20 protein-coding genes and 1 pseudogene are annotated in these 16256 nt (G+C 31.8%); 6 read left to right on the plus strand and 15 right to left on the minus strand.

All coding sequences use genetic code 11. The annotated features are described in order from the left end of the window. From ACTG3Y_RS10885 to ACTG3Y_RS10905, 5 genes are all read right to left on the minus strand, one after another. Positions 1-526: head GIN domain-containing protein (locus ACTG3Y_RS10885; RefSeq protein ID WP_439152953.1), on the minus strand; the 526-nt coding region annotated here is incomplete at its 3' end. Between the two features lie 123 nt (positions 527-649). After that, positions 650-1159: a nuclear transport factor 2 family protein gene (locus ACTG3Y_RS10890; protein ID WP_439152954.1), complete on the minus strand. Its 510-nt coding sequence runs from the start codon at positions 1157-1159 to the stop codon at positions 650-652. 85 nt (positions 1160-1244) lie between these two features. Beyond that, the gene (locus tag ACTG3Y_RS10895) at positions 1245-3059 is read right to left on the minus strand and encodes a PspC domain-containing protein (RefSeq protein WP_439152955.1); all 1815 of its coding nucleotides are present in this window, start codon (positions 3057-3059) and stop codon (positions 1245-1247) included. Further along, entirely contained in the window at positions 3056-3397 is a 342-nt protein-coding gene (locus ACTG3Y_RS10900; RefSeq protein WP_439152956.1) for a PadR family transcriptional regulator, read from the minus strand. Before ACTG3Y_RS10900 ends, ACTG3Y_RS10895 begins: the two co-directional genes overlap by 4 nt. Positions 3398-3547: 150 nt before the next feature. Beyond that, entirely contained in the window at positions 3548-3994 is a 447-nt protein-coding gene (locus tag ACTG3Y_RS10905; RefSeq protein WP_439152957.1) for a DUF4870 domain-containing protein, read from the minus strand. Between the two features lie 146 nt (positions 3995-4140). Between ACTG3Y_RS10905 and ACTG3Y_RS10910 the strand changes: the two genes are divergently transcribed. From ACTG3Y_RS10910 to ACTG3Y_RS10920, 3 genes are all read left to right on the plus strand, one after another. Further along, on the plus strand, positions 4141-4596 hold the full coding sequence (locus tag ACTG3Y_RS10910; RefSeq protein WP_439152958.1) for a DUF4442 domain-containing protein: 456 nt from the start codon (positions 4141-4143) through the stop codon (positions 4594-4596). A gap of 125 nt (positions 4597-4721) precedes the next feature. Next, positions 4722-5549, plus strand: coding sequence for a TIGR00266 family protein (locus tag ACTG3Y_RS10915; protein WP_439152959.1), 828 nt, complete (start codon positions 4722-4724; stop codon positions 5547-5549). 136 nt (positions 5550-5685) lie between these two features. Then, the gene (locus ACTG3Y_RS10920) at positions 5686-5883 is read left to right on the plus strand and encodes a hypothetical protein (protein ID WP_439152960.1); all 198 of its coding nucleotides are present in this window, start codon (positions 5686-5688) and stop codon (positions 5881-5883) included. A gap of 27 nt (positions 5884-5910) precedes the next feature. Here the strand turns inward: ACTG3Y_RS10920 and ACTG3Y_RS10925 are convergent, their stop codons facing one another. Beyond that, entirely contained in the window at positions 5911-6849 is a 939-nt protein-coding gene (locus ACTG3Y_RS10925) for a LysR family transcriptional regulator (protein WP_439152961.1), read from the minus strand. A 101-nt stretch (positions 6850-6950) separates the two neighbouring features. Here ACTG3Y_RS10925 and ACTG3Y_RS10930 point away from each other — a divergent pair, with 101 nt between their 5' ends. Beyond that, positions 6951-7430: a Dps family protein gene (locus tag ACTG3Y_RS10930; RefSeq protein WP_439152972.1), complete on the plus strand. Its 480-nt coding sequence runs from the start codon at positions 6951-6953 to the stop codon at positions 7428-7430. A gap of 73 nt (positions 7431-7503) precedes the next feature. Here the strand turns inward: ACTG3Y_RS10930 and ACTG3Y_RS10935 are convergent, their stop codons facing one another. From ACTG3Y_RS10935 to ACTG3Y_RS10965, 7 genes are all read right to left on the minus strand, one after another. Further along, the gene (locus ACTG3Y_RS10935; RefSeq protein WP_439152962.1) at positions 7504-7920 is read right to left on the minus strand and encodes a DUF2141 domain-containing protein; all 417 of its coding nucleotides are present in this window, start codon (positions 7918-7920) and stop codon (positions 7504-7506) included. Between the two features lie 138 nt (positions 7921-8058). Then, positions 8059-9390 carry a DUF58 domain-containing protein gene (locus ACTG3Y_RS10940; protein WP_439152963.1) on the minus strand — a complete coding sequence of 444 codons (1332 nt, stop codon included), beginning with the start codon at positions 9388-9390 and terminating at the stop codon, positions 8059-8061. Beyond that, positions 9390-10451, minus strand: a complete 1062-nt coding sequence (locus ACTG3Y_RS10945) for an AAA family ATPase (protein WP_439152964.1) — start codon at positions 10449-10451, stop codon at positions 9390-9392. The genes ACTG3Y_RS10940 and ACTG3Y_RS10945 overlap by 1 nt, the downstream gene beginning before the upstream one ends. Then, a complete protein-coding gene (locus tag ACTG3Y_RS10950) occupies positions 10451-11656 on the minus strand; it encodes a DUF4350 domain-containing protein (protein WP_439152965.1) in 1206 nt (401 codons plus the stop codon). Before ACTG3Y_RS10950 ends, ACTG3Y_RS10945 begins: the two co-directional genes overlap by 1 nt. Beyond that, entirely contained in the window at positions 11649-12377 is a 729-nt protein-coding gene (locus ACTG3Y_RS10955) for a hypothetical protein (protein ID WP_439152966.1), read from the minus strand. Before ACTG3Y_RS10955 ends, ACTG3Y_RS10950 begins: the two co-directional genes overlap by 8 nt. After that, complete coding sequence (locus tag ACTG3Y_RS10960; RefSeq protein ID WP_439152967.1) at positions 12370-13290, minus strand: hypothetical protein; 921 nt, start codon at positions 13288-13290, stop codon at positions 12370-12372. The genes ACTG3Y_RS10955 and ACTG3Y_RS10960 overlap by 8 nt, the downstream gene beginning before the upstream one ends. Position 13291: 1 nt before the next feature. Beyond that, positions 13292-14293, minus strand: coding sequence for a stage II sporulation protein M (locus ACTG3Y_RS10965; RefSeq protein WP_439152968.1), 1002 nt, complete (start codon positions 14291-14293; stop codon positions 13292-13294). A 35-nt stretch (positions 14294-14328) separates the two neighbouring features. Between ACTG3Y_RS10965 and ACTG3Y_RS10970 the strand changes: the two genes are divergently transcribed. Both ACTG3Y_RS10970 and ACTG3Y_RS10975 read left to right on the plus strand, forming a co-directional pair. Further along, complete coding sequence (locus ACTG3Y_RS10970) at positions 14329-15054, plus strand: RDD family protein (RefSeq protein ID WP_439152969.1); 726 nt, start codon at positions 14329-14331, stop codon at positions 15052-15054. Next, positions 15054-15665 carry a trimeric intracellular cation channel family protein gene (locus ACTG3Y_RS10975; protein WP_439152970.1) on the plus strand — a complete coding sequence of 204 codons (612 nt, stop codon included), beginning with the start codon at positions 15054-15056 and terminating at the stop codon, positions 15663-15665. The genes ACTG3Y_RS10970 and ACTG3Y_RS10975 overlap by 1 nt, the downstream gene beginning before the upstream one ends. A 9-nt stretch (positions 15666-15674) precedes the next feature. Here the strand turns inward: ACTG3Y_RS10975 and ACTG3Y_RS10980 are convergent, their stop codons facing one another. Together ACTG3Y_RS10980 and ACTG3Y_RS10985 are read right to left on the minus strand one after the other, a co-directional pair. Further along, positions 15675-16022, minus strand: a complete 348-nt coding sequence (locus tag ACTG3Y_RS10980) for a hypothetical protein (RefSeq protein WP_439152971.1) — start codon at positions 16020-16022, stop codon at positions 15675-15677. A gap of 50 nt (positions 16023-16072) precedes the next feature. Then, positions 16073-16256: pseudogene (locus ACTG3Y_RS10985) on the minus strand (DUF1572 domain-containing protein); the annotation flags it as partial.

The raw sequence follows: 16256 nt of genomic DNA on the forward strand, positions 1-16256 counted from the left end.
CACTTGTAGCTTTAACCTTAGAAGTTTGAGCTCTCAACTGAGATGCTTCAATATCACTACCACTTGTAGCTTCAGCGATTAGTAATTTTGTAGTACCACTAAGTCTAATATCACTACCACTTGTTGAGTGACAATTTAATGACTCTGTCTTAACATCTAATTTTATATCGGCACCACTCGTACAATTTAATTCTAATTCATCAGCTTCAATTGTATTAGTTGAAAACACATCGCTGCCACTAGTTGCTTTTATGGCAGAAACATCTTCTATACTAAGGTTTATTTTTCTAGAAGATGCTCTTCGAATATTCTTAGTGGTGTAGATATTTAGTGTATTATTTTCTACTTCTGTGATTATAAGTTCGTGCAGATTATCATCTGCTTCAATATTTAATGACACATCATTTGATTGTGTAATATAAAGTTCTAGCCCTTGGCTTACCTTGATGGATTCAAAATTGTTAGATAAATTTCGATTTTCGGTTGTGACATTACCATTTCCGTTTATGCCTTCCCCTAAATTCATCGAAAAGTTACAGGACATCATCAGTATTCCGATGATACTTGTTATTACTATTCTTACTAATGTACTAATGATTAATGATTTTTTAATTGATTTAATTTTTTGATTGATGTTTGATTATAGTGTTTATTCTTTTGAAACATGGTTATAGCTAATAACACGTTTTAACTTCCATTCGTTATCTTCAATAATCCACAGATGAGAGAATAATGCATAATTGTCACTGTTCTCATAAGTCATTGACTTATCTGTTGAAAAGAAATGCTTACCATTTTGTAATGCTCCATATAATTCGCCGTTGTCGAACATTGGAAATACTTCTAGGCTTTCTTCTACAAGGAATCTGTATACCTTCTCAGGATTATCTTCTTTGCAAATACCACTTTTCATAGCTTCAATAAATTCTTTCTTAGAATTTGAAAACCCGGAGCTGTCATGATAAAATTCTAAATCGTCAAACATTAATGCTGCACTTTGTTCTACTTTACACTTATTAAATCCTATTTTAAAAAGTATACTGTCTTTTGCCTTAAGTGTTTTAAAAAGTTCGGACGTTTTGTCCACCTGTGCCGTTGCAATACCAGAAATTAAGATCCCGATACTGCATAGCAAAAGTGATTTGATTGATTGGTTCATTTTTTGATTGATAAATACACTACAAATATCTGTAGCTTTTGAATTGATTAAAATTTAATATTACTGAACTGTTATATTTAGTACTTCAATTGTCATTGACTTCTATATTAACACCATCTTCATCATTGATTTGAATGCTCACTTCTGGCTTTTCTTCATCTGACGATTTTTTAGTTGTTATGGTTTCAATAATTTCATTAGATGCTTCGATCAATTCTTCTTCGACATCTCCATCTTCTTCTACTTCAATTTCACAATCAAGACATACGGTATCATTCTCTACAATTTTTAAATAATGTTCTTCCATACCATTATCTAGTATATCATTGTAATAACTGGAGTTTCTATGAAAACTATAGGTATTATCATCTGCATAGAGTGTTGTACCTTCTGGTAAATAAAGAATTACCAGTACTTCTTGTTCACTAAATTTATTATCTATACTAGTTGTTAGAAATGAATTAAGTTGTAATTCACCATTAACTAAGGCATAGTTGTAATTTATGTTTTCGGCTCTGGTTCTTGCAACATCATAACTACTGCCTGTTGCCTCTTTTTCAATAACCAATGAAGCTAATGAATCTTTAGTAGATCTAACAACTAATCTTATATCCGATGACTTTATACTTCGCCCATTATCATCCTCAATTAAATTAAAATTATTACCGCGTCTGTAATAATAGTCGGAATACCCATTGTTTCCAGTCATTGTTATTTTTAGCGTATCATTAGAGGTAATATTAAGTTGCTCTTTAGCAGTATATTTTGCATCGAAGGCGTGTTCTGTAGCTTGTTTTATACCAGTTACAATTAGACCTATAATTGCCATAACCCATAATCCTAATAATGTAAATTTAGCAACGTTACCAATAGACTTTAAGTTATTTACCAGAATTTTTAAGCCTAAATAAAAGACAAAGAAAAATGGTATACCAATGGCAAAAAACAATAGTAAAGACATTAACCAGATAGGAATATTTGCTGCATTGGCCGCATCAATAAAATTCATAGGCGGAAAATGTACAGCATCGGTTACACCAACCGTAAAAAATGCAACAATTAAAGCTATAAGCGCACTAATACCCACGATTATTAAAATAAGACCTATAAATTTTGCAATGACTTTTAAAAAGAACATTATGATAGTGCCTAATGTGTCAAAAAAGTTTTGCGAACTCGATTTAAGTTTATTGCCTTGCTTCTGAAAATCAACGTTTTTTACCGTCTCTGAAATGTTGTCTGAGACGTTATCAAAACCCTCCTTTAGTTTATCACCTTGCTTTTTTAAATCGACATTTTTTACCTTATCTGAAACGGTTTCAATACCATCTTTAATTTTTTTTTCAATGTTACTAATGTTCACAGGATCACCAGTCATAGTTAGTTTTTCAGCCGTAGTTTGTGCTTCGGGTACTAAAGCCCAAAATATAAGGTAGATGAATATAAAAGTTCCACCAGAACCTATGGCTAATAAAATCCATAATAACCTTACCCATAGAACATCTATGCCTAAATAATGACTTAATCCTGCAGAAACTCCACCGATATAAGAGTTATCAGTATCTCTAAATAGTTTTTTAATTGGTCTTGAGCTTTGTCTCTGTTTTGGTTGCGGTTCATCTTCAAAAATTTCATCATCCACTAAATAGTCCTCTGGTTGTCCCATAATGGTAATAACCTCATCGACTAGTTTAATGCCCACGACTTGTTTTTCATTTTGTATGCGTTCTGCAAACAATTCTGCAATACGTGCTTCTATATCTGCAATTATTTCTGATCGTCCTTGAGAGTCTGTAAATGAACGTTTTATAGCCTCAAGATAGCGTTGTAATTTAAGATATGCATCTTCGTCTATGTGAAAGAATACACCTGCTAAATTTATATTGACTGTTTTATTCATTTCTTTGTTGTTTTTGTACTTGTTACTAGGTTTACTGCATTTTGTAAGTCACTCCAAGTGGAGTTTAATTCGTTCAGAAACAGTTTTCCGGTTTCTGTAAGACCATAATATTTTCTTGGTGGTCCTGATGTGGATTCTTCCCAACGATAATTGAGTAGCCCAGCATTTTTCAATCTTGTTAATAGTGGATATATGGTTCCTTCTACAACAAGCATTTTTGCGTCTTTTAATGTGCTCAGAATCTCTGCGACATAGGCATCTTCATCTTTTAAGATGGATAAGATACAATACTCCAGAACACCTTTACGCATTTGTGCTTTTGTGTTTTCTATTTTCATGTGTGTTTTCTATTTTTTGTTAAAGTCACATGCAGTTCGCGCAAGAAACTTATGTAATTAATTGATAATATGTTTAGCGCTCGTGTCATATTAATAGTGTCTTAAATATTATTAAACTGTTCATTTTTTGATTGATTATTGATGAATATGTTATTTTAAAAAATTGATAGTTAATGGATATTTATATATGTTACCATCTCTAGCAGATAAACTAGCTCTTACTATTAATGCTAATTCTATAATAAATCCTATAATTGCAATTGCTCCAAGTCCTCCGCCTATATAGAGTAGTGGTGAAGGTTCACCTACGTTTATGTGAAAATCATGAAATCCACGAAAATCAATGATATCCATACTATTAAATAATTTGAAAATAAAAAACGGTACACTTATCGTTCCTATAATAATGGCATATAGTAGAATACTAATTTGAAAATTAATCGCCTGTTTGCCATGTTGATCTATAAAATCTGATTTCTCTTTATTTGCTGCCCATAAAATTATAGGACCAATAAAATTTCCAAACGGAATGATGAACCTGGAAAAAGTAGACAGATGTATAAAAGTTGCTATATTTTTTTGATGATTATCTAACATTTATAAAAGTATATAATAGTTGCTTATACAAATATATATCTTTTAAAAGGAATTATGTTATGCATAGTACTAAAAATTAACATATTATTAACATTAGTAAGGCTTAATAATTTCAATTACTTTAGTGAATTAATTAAGATATTTACATGAATATTTCACCTTCTAAACTCAATACATTCTTAATGTTTAAGCTGCCTGCCGCTTATTTTACAGGTGTTAGGACTAAACAATTAACCAATACAACTTGTGTAGTATCAGTTAAGCATCGATGGATAAATCAAAATCCATTTAAGTCTATGTTTTGGGCAGTACAAGGCATGGCTGCAGAATTAACTACTGGAGCTTTAGTCATGAAAAAGATTAAAGAAAGTGGAAAAAACATATCAATGTTGGTTGCTAATAATAATGCTTCATTTACAAAGAAAGCCACTGGTAGAATTACCTTTACTTGTAAAGAAGGACATAAAATAGATGATACCATCTCTAAAGCAATTGATACAGGTGAAGGTCAAACAGTTTGGTTAAATGCTTGTGGTATAAATGCAGAAGGAATAGAAGTGTCTTCATTTAACTTTGAATGGACATTGAAGGTTAAATCTTAGTATAAATTCGAATATTGAGGAACAAATGACTTCGCAATCTTTCAATTAGAAGATATAATTTGTAACAAATTTTTAGTTCACTCAACTTATAAATAAATCAAACCAAAAACATTAAATAATTAGCCATGGAAAAATTACCAGACTTTACAGAGAGAAATTCTCATGAAATAGATTATCGCATTTTCGGAGAAGAAATGCAATATGTTGAAATAGAATTAGATCCGCAAGAAGCTGTAATAGCAGAATCGGGAAGTTTTATGATGATGGACGATGGTGTTAAAATGGATACTATTTTTGGTGACGGCTCTAAAAAAGATAAAGGGTTTTTAGGTAAAATTCTTGGAGCGGGAAAACGCATACTAACAGGTGAGAGCTTATTTATGACTGCTTTCTATAATGATCTAACAGGAAAGCGTAATGTTTCTTTTGCCTCTCCTTATCCTGGTAAAATTATTCCTATAGATTTAAATGAATTTAGAGGAAAATTTATCTGCCAGAAAGATGCGTTTCTATGTGCTGCTAAAGGTGTTAGTGTTGGTATTGAATTTTCTAAAAAGCTTGGAAGAGGTTTATTCGGAGGTGAGGGCTTCATTATGCAAAAATTAGAAGGTGATGGTATGGCCTTTGTCCATGCAGGTGGTACTATGGCAGAAAAAACGTTGCGAGCCGGGGAAACCTTAAGGGTAGATACAGGTTGTCTTGTTGGTTTTACGCAAGGCGTAGATTATGATATAGAATTTGTGGGTGGCATCAAGAACTCTATATTTGGTGGCGAAGGTTTATTCTTTGCGAGATTACAAGGACCAGGAAAAGTTTATATTCAATCTTTGCCATTTAGTAGATTGGCAGGTCGTGTATTAGCATCGGCTCCAAGATCTGGTGGTAACTCAAAAGGAGAAGGTAGTATTTTAGGCGGATTAGGCGATTTATTAGATGGCGATAATAGGTTTTAATTTAACATAACAAGCTGTTAAACTTTATGCATTTTTAAAGATTAAATAATTTTTTTTCTATCTTAGGAATTAATTAAAAAAAACAGCTTATAAAAAAATCTACGTTTTCGTTAATCTTAAAAACTTAAAATGAACTATGGCGAGAGCAATGTATGAGTACACTAAGACTGTACTTCGCAAAGTTAGTTTTGATGCGACATTATTCTGTAAGGAAGTGCAAAAAGCAGTAAAAAGGTTACTGCCTCACGAACTAGAGGAATTACGAATTTTTATTCAGTCCCTAATCAGTCAAAACCCAGAATTGAATCAATGTTTAATTTATTTAAAAGTATAGAAAAAAGCGACTTACGAGTCGCTTTTTTTATTTAGCAACAGGGCTAACAATTTCTACATTCTGAAATGCTATAGCACCACGTATTATACCTGATATTACATCGTGCATAGCATCAATAATTTGCATTTTAAGTTCACTCTTATGATATATTATACTCACCTCTCTCGCTGGTGAAGGTTCTTTAAAGTGTACAAGATTAGAACTTAATTTATCCTGAATATCTAAGGTGTGTAAATAAGGCAGCAGTGTCATTCCTAAGCCTTCATCTGATAGTTTAATTAAAGTCTCTATACTTCCACTTTCTAATTGAAATTTTTCATCAATTTGAACTTTAAATGTTTTGCATAGATTTATAACACCATCCCTAAAGCAATGTCCATCTTCTAGTAAGAGCATATCATCTATATCCAAATCTGCCACTTCTAAAGTTTTTTTATCTCTTAGTCTATGATTATTTGGCACATAAGCAACGAAAGGCTCGTAATATAAAACGCGTTCTTTAATGGTGTCACTTTCTAAAGGTGTTGCAGCGATTGCAGCATCTAAATGTCCATCATTAATAAGGGCTAGGATTTCTTCTGTGGTATGTTCTTCAATTTTTAGTTTAATCTTAGGGTATTTTTTAATGAAGTTTTTTAGGAACATTGGGAGAAGCGTAGGCATTATTGTTGGGATAATACCTAATCTAAATTCACCTCCAATAAATCCTTTTTGCTGATCTACAATATCTTGAATACGATCTGCTTCGTTTACAATATTGCGTGCCTGAATAACGATTTTACGACCTACTTCAGTAAGTTCAATAGGTTTTTTACCTCGATCGAATATAGTGATGTCTAGCTCGTCTTCTAACTTCTGTATTTGTGTACTTAGCGTTGGCTGAGTTACAAAGCACTTTTCTGCGGCTTTGGTGAAATTCTTATGTTCGGCTATTGCAAGTGCATATTTTAATTGAGTGATTGTCATAAGTATTCATTTAGGCTATAAAAGTATTAAAACTATTCATAAAAACTATCGTAAAATTAGGGTAATTGTAAACTAAATTTGTGAAAACAAAAGAAATAATTATGACACTTAATAGTATAGGATTAGACAAGAACAAGACGCAAGAACTCGCAAATGATTTAAATCAATTATTAGCTAATTTCCAAATTTATTATCAGAATTTAAGAGGAATTCATTGGAACATTAAAGGAAAAGCATTTTTTGATTTACATACGAAGTTTGAAGAATTATATACTGATGCTAATCTAAAAGTAGATGAGGTTGCTGAGCGTATATTAACTTTAGGTGAAACACCATTGCACACGTTTGATGATTACAATAAAGCAGCAAAAGTCCCAGTAGGTCAAAATATATCAAAAGATGAGAATGCCGTAAGACTTATTGTAGATTCACTATCAGAGCTTTTGAAAATTGAACGTCAGATTTTGATCACGTCAGATGAAGTTGATGATGAAGGTACTAATGCTATGATGAGCGATTTTATTACCGAACAGGAAAAAACGGTTTGGATGATGAAAGCTTGGTTAGGAGAGACTGTTTAATAATTAAAAACCAGAAATTCTTACGTGAATTTCTGGTTTCAATGATTAATTGTAATTGATTGATGATTTATTATTAGAATCGAATATTAATTTCTAAGTCTTCGCTTTCAACTTTAAATTTTGCATCCTCATATTGAGGTGGGCCAAATGACATCACGTTGTTAGACATGCCGTAAGATTCTAATGGCATTCCATTTTCTCTTAAGTCCATTCTTTCATTACCGTTTTCATCATGTAATGCCATAATTGCATATTCGCCAGGCAAAACATTTTCAAATGTAACCTCAATTTCTCCATCCTTAATTTCAGATTCTACGTTTAATATCCCACCACCTTTCATAAAGGTTTCAGAGGTATGTAAAGATAAAATAACTTTACCGTTATCGTTTTTTACGTTATCAATTGTAACTGTAATTGTAATTCCTTTGTCTTGTCCGAAGCTAAATGCAGTGGTTAAAACAAGAGCTAATGTTAAAAATAAATTTTTCATGATTTAGATGTTTTAATGGTTTGTTATTGATTGATGATTCAAATATCCAACAAACTTTTCATTTCATATAATTGTATTTACCCAATTGTAAATTAATAAGGATGAATTGTAATTAATACTAAAGATAACGTAATATACTTAGATTAGACCTCTTGCTTTTATTTCTAAGTATTTATTAATTGTGTTTATAGTTAAATGCTCTGGAGCTGTTAAAATGGATTGTATTCCATGTTTTTGAAGTTCATTTACAATCAGCTTCTTCTCATACATAAACTTCTCTGCAATGGTTTTCTGAAATATATCAAACGTGTTTGACGCTTCAATATTTGTGAGTTTATTAAGTTCTGTGTTTTCAAAAAAGATCACTACTAACAAATGATTCTTTGCAATAGCCTGCAAATATGGTAATTGGCGATGAAGAGCATCTAAAGTTTCAAAATTGGTGTAGAGTAGAAGTAAGCTACGTTGTGTCAGGTTGCGTTTAACATCTATATATAAGCGAGAAAAATCTGATTCTGAAAAATCTGTATTTACATTGTACAGGGTCTCCAGAATTTTATTCATTTGAGAAGGTCTTCGTTCTGCAACTACTTTATTTTTAATCTTTCGCGAAAATGTAAACATGCCTGCCTTATCCTGCTTTTTTAAAGCCACGTTACTAATGACTAAAGCGGCGTTTATAGCATAATCTAAAAGGCTCAAACCTTCAAAAGGCATTTTCATAGCTCTACCTTTGTCAATAACACTATAAATAGGTTGTGAACGTTCATCCTGAAACTGATTGACCATAAGCTGGTTGCGTTTTGCTGTGGCTTTCCAGTTTATGTTTCTGATATCATCACCAGTGACATAATCTTTAATTTGCTCAAATTCCATGGTATGACCAATGCGTCTAATTTTCTTTAAGCCATATTCAAACAATTTGTTAGAAAAGGCTAACAACATGTATTTGCGCAATTGTAAAAAGGATGGATAATTAGGTACCATGGCATCTTTTGCAAACTGAAAACGTCTGGTGACTAATCCAATCGGTGAATTGACGTATATATTCAAATTCCCAAAATAATATTCACCACGCTCTAATGGCCTTAACGTATAGGTAATTTTCTTCTCTTCATGTTGTTTTAATTGAGTATCTATTTCAAAATCACGCTTTTGATATTGAAACGGAAGCTCGTCAATAAGTATTAAATCTGTTGTGAAATTATAACTATTGGTTAGTGTTAAATTAATGGGATTGTCATCTCCATTACTCAATTTTTCTGGTAATAGTCGTGTGGCAGAAATACCTTTTTGCTTGTATAAAAGTACTAGATCAACAAGGACAAGTCCTGTTGCGACAAAAAATAGAATAGTAACAATACCTAGGAGCCCTGGATAAACATAAGCGACTATAAATAGTGCTACAAATACCATGGCTGCGATAAAAAACCGAAAGGTTAAATAGGTATGTTTAAAAAAACGCTTCACTATCTTGGAATCTCAATGGTTTCAAGTATCTGATCTACAACTTTATCTACGGTAAATGCTTCCATTTCTCGCTCAGGTGTTAATACCAATCTGTGCTTTAATACTGCTTTAGTACAGCGTTTAATATCCTCTGGTGTTACAAAATCTCTACCGTTTATGGCTGCATTTGCTTTTGCAGCGTTTAAGATAGCAATAGATGCTCTCGGTGATGCTCCTAAATATAAATTGGCATTAGTACGCGTATTGTGAATGATATTCGCTATGTAGTTTAAAAGGTGATCTTCAACAATAATCTGTTTTATTAAACCTTGGTAGTTTTTAATTGCTTCGGCAGAAAGAACAGACGTTATGGTATCAAAGTCCATATTATCCTGTCTGCTATGATTATCTACTAATATTTGAACTTCATCTGCAAGTGACGGATAATCTACCTCTATTTTAAACAAGAAACGGTCTAGTTGTGCTTCAGGTAAACGATACGTGCCTTCTTGTTCTATAGGATTTTGAGTTGCAAAAACTAAAAATGGTAGTTCCATGTCGTAACGGTCACCATCCATTGTAATTTGTCGTTCTGCCATAACTTCAAACAATGCGGCCTGAGTTTTTGCTGGTGCTCTGTTAATCTCATCAATTAATATAATATTAGAAAACACAGGTCCTTTTTTGTATTCAAACTCATTGGTCTTTACATTAAAAATAGAAGTACCTAAAATATCACTAGGCATAAGATCTGGTGTGAATTGAATACGACTAAAATCTACATCCATAGTTTTAGCTAATAGTTTAGCGGTTACCGTTTTTGCAACACCTGGCACACCTTCTATTAAAGAATGCCCATTTGTTAAGATTGAAATAATTAATAGCTCAATCATTTCATTTTGCCCAACAATAAATTTAGCAATCTCTTGCTTTATTTGTTCTACACTATCCTGAAGTGGCTTTAGGTCAATTCTATTTTGAAAATCTTCAGTAGTATTTTCTGAAACCTCACTAGGCGTATGCTCTTCAATAGGATTTGTTTCATCTAAATTATCTGATGATGGGATATTTTGATCTTCCATTATAATTTGTGTTTTGTAAAGTGTTCTATTTTTTTATTCAATTCTATGAGCTCTTGCTCTGTATGATTTGTCTTCGATTTTAAAAAAACAATGTAGTCTATTAGAGCTTTAGTATCTTCTTTAGTATTTGTAGATTTTATAGCCAACTTTTCAATAAAACCAGCGCTTAACTGATTAGTGTCTAAATAATAATTGGTTCTAATAAATTCTAAAAAGTATTGAACTTTCTTTTCAATGATATTGGTGTAATCTCCATGTTGATAATAGAGTTCTCCAATGGTTCTTGTAAAATCTACCGTAGCATTTTCTAATTTATCTATAACAGGAATTATGCGTTGTGTCCGTTTTCCTCTGAAAATTACAAATAGAATTAACCCAAACATACTAATGTAAAACGCCCATTTTAGAGCTGTGTTTTGTAAAATATAGCGCAATGGACTCGTTATTACTTTTCTGCCGCTTTTGTAATTGTTGTCCCAGATAATCTGTTGTTTTGGAAGATAAGACAATACAGTTGCAGCATAATCTTCTTTGTCGTCTAAAAGATGATAATTGGTAAAAGCAAACGGATTAGAATGTAAAATAAATTGACCGTTATTATCACCAACATCTACCTTTATAAAGTTTGGATGGGTTTCTTCACTATCATTTTCTCTAGTTGTCGTAATAGTTCCAAGAACAGTAGTGTTTAGTGTATCAAGTGATGTAAAATGACTATTTTCAATGACATCCTCAAAAATGCGATTATTGGATTGTAAACTCGGACTTACAAATTTATTTTCAGCTTCTTTTCTAAATAGATTGGCATATTGTCGCTCCATATTAACGTTAAGTGAATCTAAGGCATTTCCATAGAAGTAAGTACTACTAATAAATACAGAGTTTCCATTTTCAACAAATTCTAATAGTGCATCTGATTCTTCATCATCAAAATAAATACGGTTATTGATAAAGATCAAGGTTTTTGTTTTATCTGTATCAACCTTTTTAAGATATTCGTAAATGGATTGTTCTGACACTAGTACATCTCCTTCTGAGAAGGTTTCTAGCTCATTATAAAGCACGTAACATCCTAAAGGTATTTTATCGGCAGCAGAGAATGAGTCTCTCCAATTTAGAGCCTTTGGTTTGGTGACTTCTGCAATCATCATAAAAACAATCACAGCACCAATTATATAGAGCGCTATTTTAGAACGCTTATCCATGCTTAGATGTTTTTATAAGTTGATTAAAATCAACTTTATTTTTATTAAAACTATTTTCGTCTATAGGGAATTCTCCATACCATACATAATCGTAGATATAAGAGATTCGCTTAAATAATGTCTTTAGCTTACTGTCTTTAATCTCATTAAGATAGTCGGTATTTGTTTTATCATAATGCCACTCAATCATTTTTTTGTTAGCAAGTACTTTTAAAGACTTTAAGTACATATATCGTGTTGCCAGTCTGTAATTGTTGTCTTTTAAAGATGTATTTATGAGTTTATCGAAATCTACTTGCTCAATATTTTCTTCTACATAAGTAAATCCTTCAATCTCCTTATCTTCAGTTTTAAATACAGAACTTACAGGGTTTTCTAGCAAGAACTTAATAAGCAAATAGAGTACAATAAGACCTAGAAGACCATAGACAATATATTCTAGGGTTTTATAGTCTATAAAGTCCACATCGAAACCAAACAGATCACTCATCCAATTAAAGAATTTTCTTAAAATTCTTTGCATGAGATTAACACCGCCAGTATCATTTATCGAATAATTAAAATCGTCACCAGAATAGTTCTCTTTAAAATTATCTTTAAAGTAGGTTACATCTAGATTAGAAGAATCTCTTCTTATTACAGCATCTTGCGACCACATTATGAAGTTGCTAAATGATGCAGCAAAAAGTGCACTTATATGTTTATAAGTCACTTTAGTCATTAACACCAATTTGATCTATTTTCTTTTGAAGAAAGATATTATATTTAACCTCGTTGAGATTGTAATATAAGATACCATATGCTAATTGTGATAGTGCTTGGGTATAAATAAATGACAATAAAAATGCAGCAAACCCGAATGTAAAAACCAGAGTTGAAAATGTACTGGTGGTAATATCAATATTACTATCCACTGAGAAATAGACATATATGCCAATAATAACACTAGGTATAGACACAATCAATGCAGAAATCATAAGGTTTAGAATTCCTATGACTAATCCAAATAGAACAACGCGCCAAAATTTAAAAAATGTAAAATCAAAACCTTCAGAAATGGCTTCGCCAAATCCTTTTTTAGTAGAAAAAATAGACATAAATGTTAACCCAAAAATGGCAGACATGGTAAAGCTCATGCCGTATTGTACAATCATTCCTAAGAGAGGAATAAATGAAACCATTACTGAAATGGCTAAGTAAACGCCATACATTAGAGCACCAATTAATATAAATATAATTATAGTACCAAGATTATTAAGAATACTCCTCCAAATATTTTTAGATTCAATTTTACCATTATTGTTAACGTACTCTGCTATATATGAACTAGAAAAACTATAATTAATTAAAGAGGTGACAAAAACTATTAAAAGTAAAATCACTACACCTGCAATAAAATAGCTTTCGGTTTCGACGTTGTTACCCATACCGAATCTAAAATCTCTACCAGCTAAGCCCATGAAACCAGTTACCAACAAATAAGAACAAATAAGGGTAAGAATAATACTAAGTGCATTATATCTCAGATATAAACTTGTGTAGGATCTAAAATTATGTTTAAGGAATAAGAAGTAAGTATTAATAATATCACCGAACGTACTTCTTGTTCTTAGTTCAATATAGTTTTCGTTCACGTTATTTGGGATTTGGATAATAAATGGTTGCCGCTTCTTGCGATTCTGTGAGACTCGCTTTGTGCAATAGTATAGGGTAAGCAATATAATAGTATACTATTATAAACAAGGAAATAAAAATAATGCCATACGCAATAAACCAAGGCATTTGTTCACCATATCTTGTAATAAACCCTTCAATAAAACCAGCTATTATAAAAAATGGAATCGTGCTAACGACAATTTTTAATCCGTCTTTAGCACCTTTCATAAATGCCACACGTCTGGAGTATGTTTTTGGAAATAAAAAACTATTACCCATAACTAAACCAGCACAACCAGCGATAACAATTACAGAGATCTCTATGGTGCCATGTAACCAAACTGTTGAGGTTTTTTCTAATATGCCATAGTTATAAAAGAAGGTAATAAAAGCACCAAGCATAATACCATTACTAAATAAAACATAGATAGTACCAACACTAAAGAATACACCTAAAGCGAATGCAATTATGGCAACTCTAATATTGTTTATTGTTATGCCTAAAAATGTACCCGTACTACTGCCACTTTTGTAAACAGCCATAGGTTCTCCTTTCTCAATATTTTCTACAGTCATATTTACGTAGCCATCACCAAGAATTAATCTGATAAAAGAGTCATCGTTTAATGTAGAAACTACACCAATCATAACTGCAGACATAAAGATTAAAAATGAATACAAAAGGGTTTTATGATATTGTCTGAAGAATAAAGGAAATTCATCGCGCCAAAACGAAACAATCTTATTTTTAGATTCTTTTTTGGTCACATAAATCTTTTGATGCGCTTGTGATGCTAACGAATTTAAATACAACAAAGTCTTACTCTCAGGATAATAGGTCTGAGCATAAGATAAATCATTAGTGAGTTGTATATAGTAAGAAGCTAAGTCGTCAGGATTTATTTTGGCATTATTATCTAATGCGTTTTCAAAACCAATCCATTTTTCCTTATTTTGCTTCACGAAGGACGCTTCGCGCATAAACAATTTTTATTTTAAAACGAATATACACTGCAATGGGCAAATTAGCAATTAACACAGCACAAAATGTAAACCTCGATTACAAGTTAATCGGATTAGGAGAACGCTTTGTTGCTTTTTTAATTGATGGTATAATTTTAATCACTTATATCACCATTATGGAAAATATTGTGGCTTTATCTGAGATATTTGATGCAGATGGCTGGACACAACGTGGTTTTCTTGGTTTGTTCATTCTCCCTGCCTTTTTCTATTCTGTACTTTGTCATATCATTTTTGGTGGACAAACCATAGGAAAAATGATTATGAAAATTAAAGTAGTTCGTATAGATGGCTCACCAACCGAATGGTATAATTTTTTTGTACGATGGATGCTTAGAATTGTAGATATCTGGATATTTTCTCCGTCAATAGGCATATTAACTATTCTTCTGTCTGATAAAAAGCAACGCTTAGGTGATGCAGCTGCCGGAACTGTGGTAATTAGTGTAAAAAAGAAACATAAAATTTCTAGTACTATTCTTGAAGATATCAGTGAAGACTACCAACCAGTATATAGTAATGTTACTCAGCTTAGCGATAAAGATGTGCGTATTATTAAAGAAGCTTATAACATTTCAAAAAAGAACAACGACTTTAAGACATTGACCTTATTAAAAAATAAGATTTGTGATACTTTAGGTATTGAAACCAATCAATACGACGTTCAGTTTATCGACACTATTCTTAAAGATTATAACTTCTACACTCAAAACATGTAATGTTTATACAAACTATTGACATTTTAGGTACCATCGCCTTTGCTATTTCTGGAGTATTAGTGGCAATGAATAAGCATATGGATCCGTTTGGTGTATTTATAATTGCCTTCGTAACTGCTGTTGGTGGTGGAACCTTAAGAGACCTACTTATTGGATCTACGCCAGTATTCTGGATGACAGATATGACCTTTATTTATGTTATTGCTGGTGCAGCGACAATTACCGTCATTTTTAGAGAAAAATTAAAACATCTTAGACGTTCTCTATTTTTGTTTGATACCATTGGTATTGGTTTGTATACGGTCATTGGAATAGAAAAAGGTCTAAATGTAGACCTGCATCCTTTAATATGTATTTCCTTAGGGACTATGTCAGCTTGTTTTGGTGGCGTAATACGTGATATATTATGTAACGAAATACCAGTAATATTCAGAAAAGAAGTCTACGCCACTGCTTGTATTGTTGGTGGTATAATCTATTTTATTCTGCGCGAATTTATCAACGATCAGAACCTTATATTTGTAATTTCCCTAAGTGTTGTTATAACTATACGACTATTAGCTGTTATTTTTAAAATAAGTCTACCAAGTATTTATGCAAAACAAGAGTAGTTAACTTGATTATTCTAATTTTTCTTTGAAATTTATTTTCACTTTAGTTGGTAATTCACTGTCAAAATAGAGTTCATACCCTTTTAGAAAAGTTACATTAATTGTAACTTTTGGTTTAACAACTATCTGCTTAATAATTTCTCCATTTTGCTGAATCCTAACTTGAACCTCATTTTGACCTAAGTTCTCTACAATTGCAAAGGAGTCCTTGTTAATATATGGATTAATCGCTCCATCTTGTCCAGGTCCTTTACCTGTAATACACATGCTTTGTTCTGTTTTCAGTTCAATAATGGTCTGTGAAGTTGCAATGCATGATATCGAAGCAAAAGCAAAGAGTAATAAGAGCTTTTTCATGTGTTTTATTTTAAAAGTACTATTAATTTTTAGGTCAAAGTTTCACATTATTAAATATTTAACAGAAGTTTTTTTATTAATGAGATTTGCCCCAAGTGGTAATAGCAATGTTCTATCATACCATCTACATTTCTCTGAAACGTACCATACTTTTCATCAATGAAAGCTTCATTTAATTTGTCATCTGGTAACTCAGCAATGAGATTAATTAAGATCTGAGAATCACGCCAAAAT

The organism is Winogradskyella sp., from assembly GCF_965656915.1.
Taxonomy (GTDB): Bacteria; Bacteroidota; Bacteroidia; order Flavobacteriales; family Flavobacteriaceae; genus Winogradskyella.

What these genes read in the sequence shown, in the direction of transcription:
- ACTG3Y_RS10890 (WP_439152954.1), bottom strand. Translation starts at nt 1,159, where the DNA reads ATGAACCAATCAATCAAATCACTTTTGCTATGCAGTATCGGGATCTTA.
- ACTG3Y_RS10920 (WP_439152960.1), top strand. Translation starts at nt 5,686, where the DNA reads ATGGCGAGAGCAATGTATGAGTACACTAAGACTGTACTTCGCAAAGTT.
- ACTG3Y_RS10955 (WP_439152966.1), bottom strand. Translation starts at nt 12,377, where the DNA reads ATGACTAAAGTGACTTATAAACATATAAGTGCACTTTTTGCTGCATCA.
- ACTG3Y_RS10895 (WP_439152955.1), bottom strand. Translation starts at nt 3,059, where the DNA reads ATGAATAAAACAGTCAATATAAATTTAGCAGGTGTATTCTTTCACATA.
- ACTG3Y_RS10925 (WP_439152961.1), bottom strand. Translation starts at nt 6,849, where the DNA reads ATGACAATCACTCAATTAAAATATGCACTTGCAATAGCCGAACATAAG.
- ACTG3Y_RS10975 (WP_439152970.1), top strand. Translation starts at nt 15,054, where the DNA reads ATGTTTATACAAACTATTGACATTTTAGGTACCATCGCCTTTGCTATT.
- ACTG3Y_RS10930 (WP_439152972.1), top strand. Translation starts at nt 6,951, where the DNA reads ATGACACTTAATAGTATAGGATTAGACAAGAACAAGACGCAAGAACTC.
- ACTG3Y_RS10900 (WP_439152956.1), bottom strand. Translation starts at nt 3,397, where the DNA reads ATGAAAATAGAAAACACAAAAGCACAAATGCGTAAAGGTGTTCTGGAG.
- ACTG3Y_RS10950 (WP_439152965.1), bottom strand. Translation starts at nt 11,656, where the DNA reads ATGGATAAGCGTTCTAAAATAGCGCTCTATATAATTGGTGCTGTGATT.
- ACTG3Y_RS10980 (WP_439152971.1), bottom strand. Translation starts at nt 16,022, where the DNA reads ATGAAAAAGCTCTTATTACTCTTTGCTTTTGCTTCGATATCATGCATT.
- ACTG3Y_RS10965 (WP_439152968.1), bottom strand. Translation starts at nt 14,293, where the DNA reads ATGCGCGAAGCGTCCTTCGTGAAGCAAAATAAGGAAAAATGGATTGGT.
- ACTG3Y_RS10915 (WP_439152959.1), top strand. Translation starts at nt 4,722, where the DNA reads ATGGAAAAATTACCAGACTTTACAGAGAGAAATTCTCATGAAATAGAT.
- ACTG3Y_RS10945 (WP_439152964.1), bottom strand. Translation starts at nt 10,451, where the DNA reads ATGGAAGATCAAAATATCCCATCATCAGATAATTTAGATGAAACAAAT.
- ACTG3Y_RS10905 (WP_439152957.1), bottom strand. Translation starts at nt 3,994, where the DNA reads ATGTTAGATAATCATCAAAAAAATATAGCAACTTTTATACATCTGTCT.
- ACTG3Y_RS10970 (WP_439152969.1), top strand. Translation starts at nt 14,329, where the DNA reads ATGGGCAAATTAGCAATTAACACAGCACAAAATGTAAACCTCGATTAC.
- ACTG3Y_RS10910 (WP_439152958.1), top strand. Translation starts at nt 4,141, where the DNA reads ATGAATATTTCACCTTCTAAACTCAATACATTCTTAATGTTTAAGCTG.
- ACTG3Y_RS10935 (WP_439152962.1), bottom strand. Translation starts at nt 7,920, where the DNA reads ATGAAAAATTTATTTTTAACATTAGCTCTTGTTTTAACCACTGCATTT.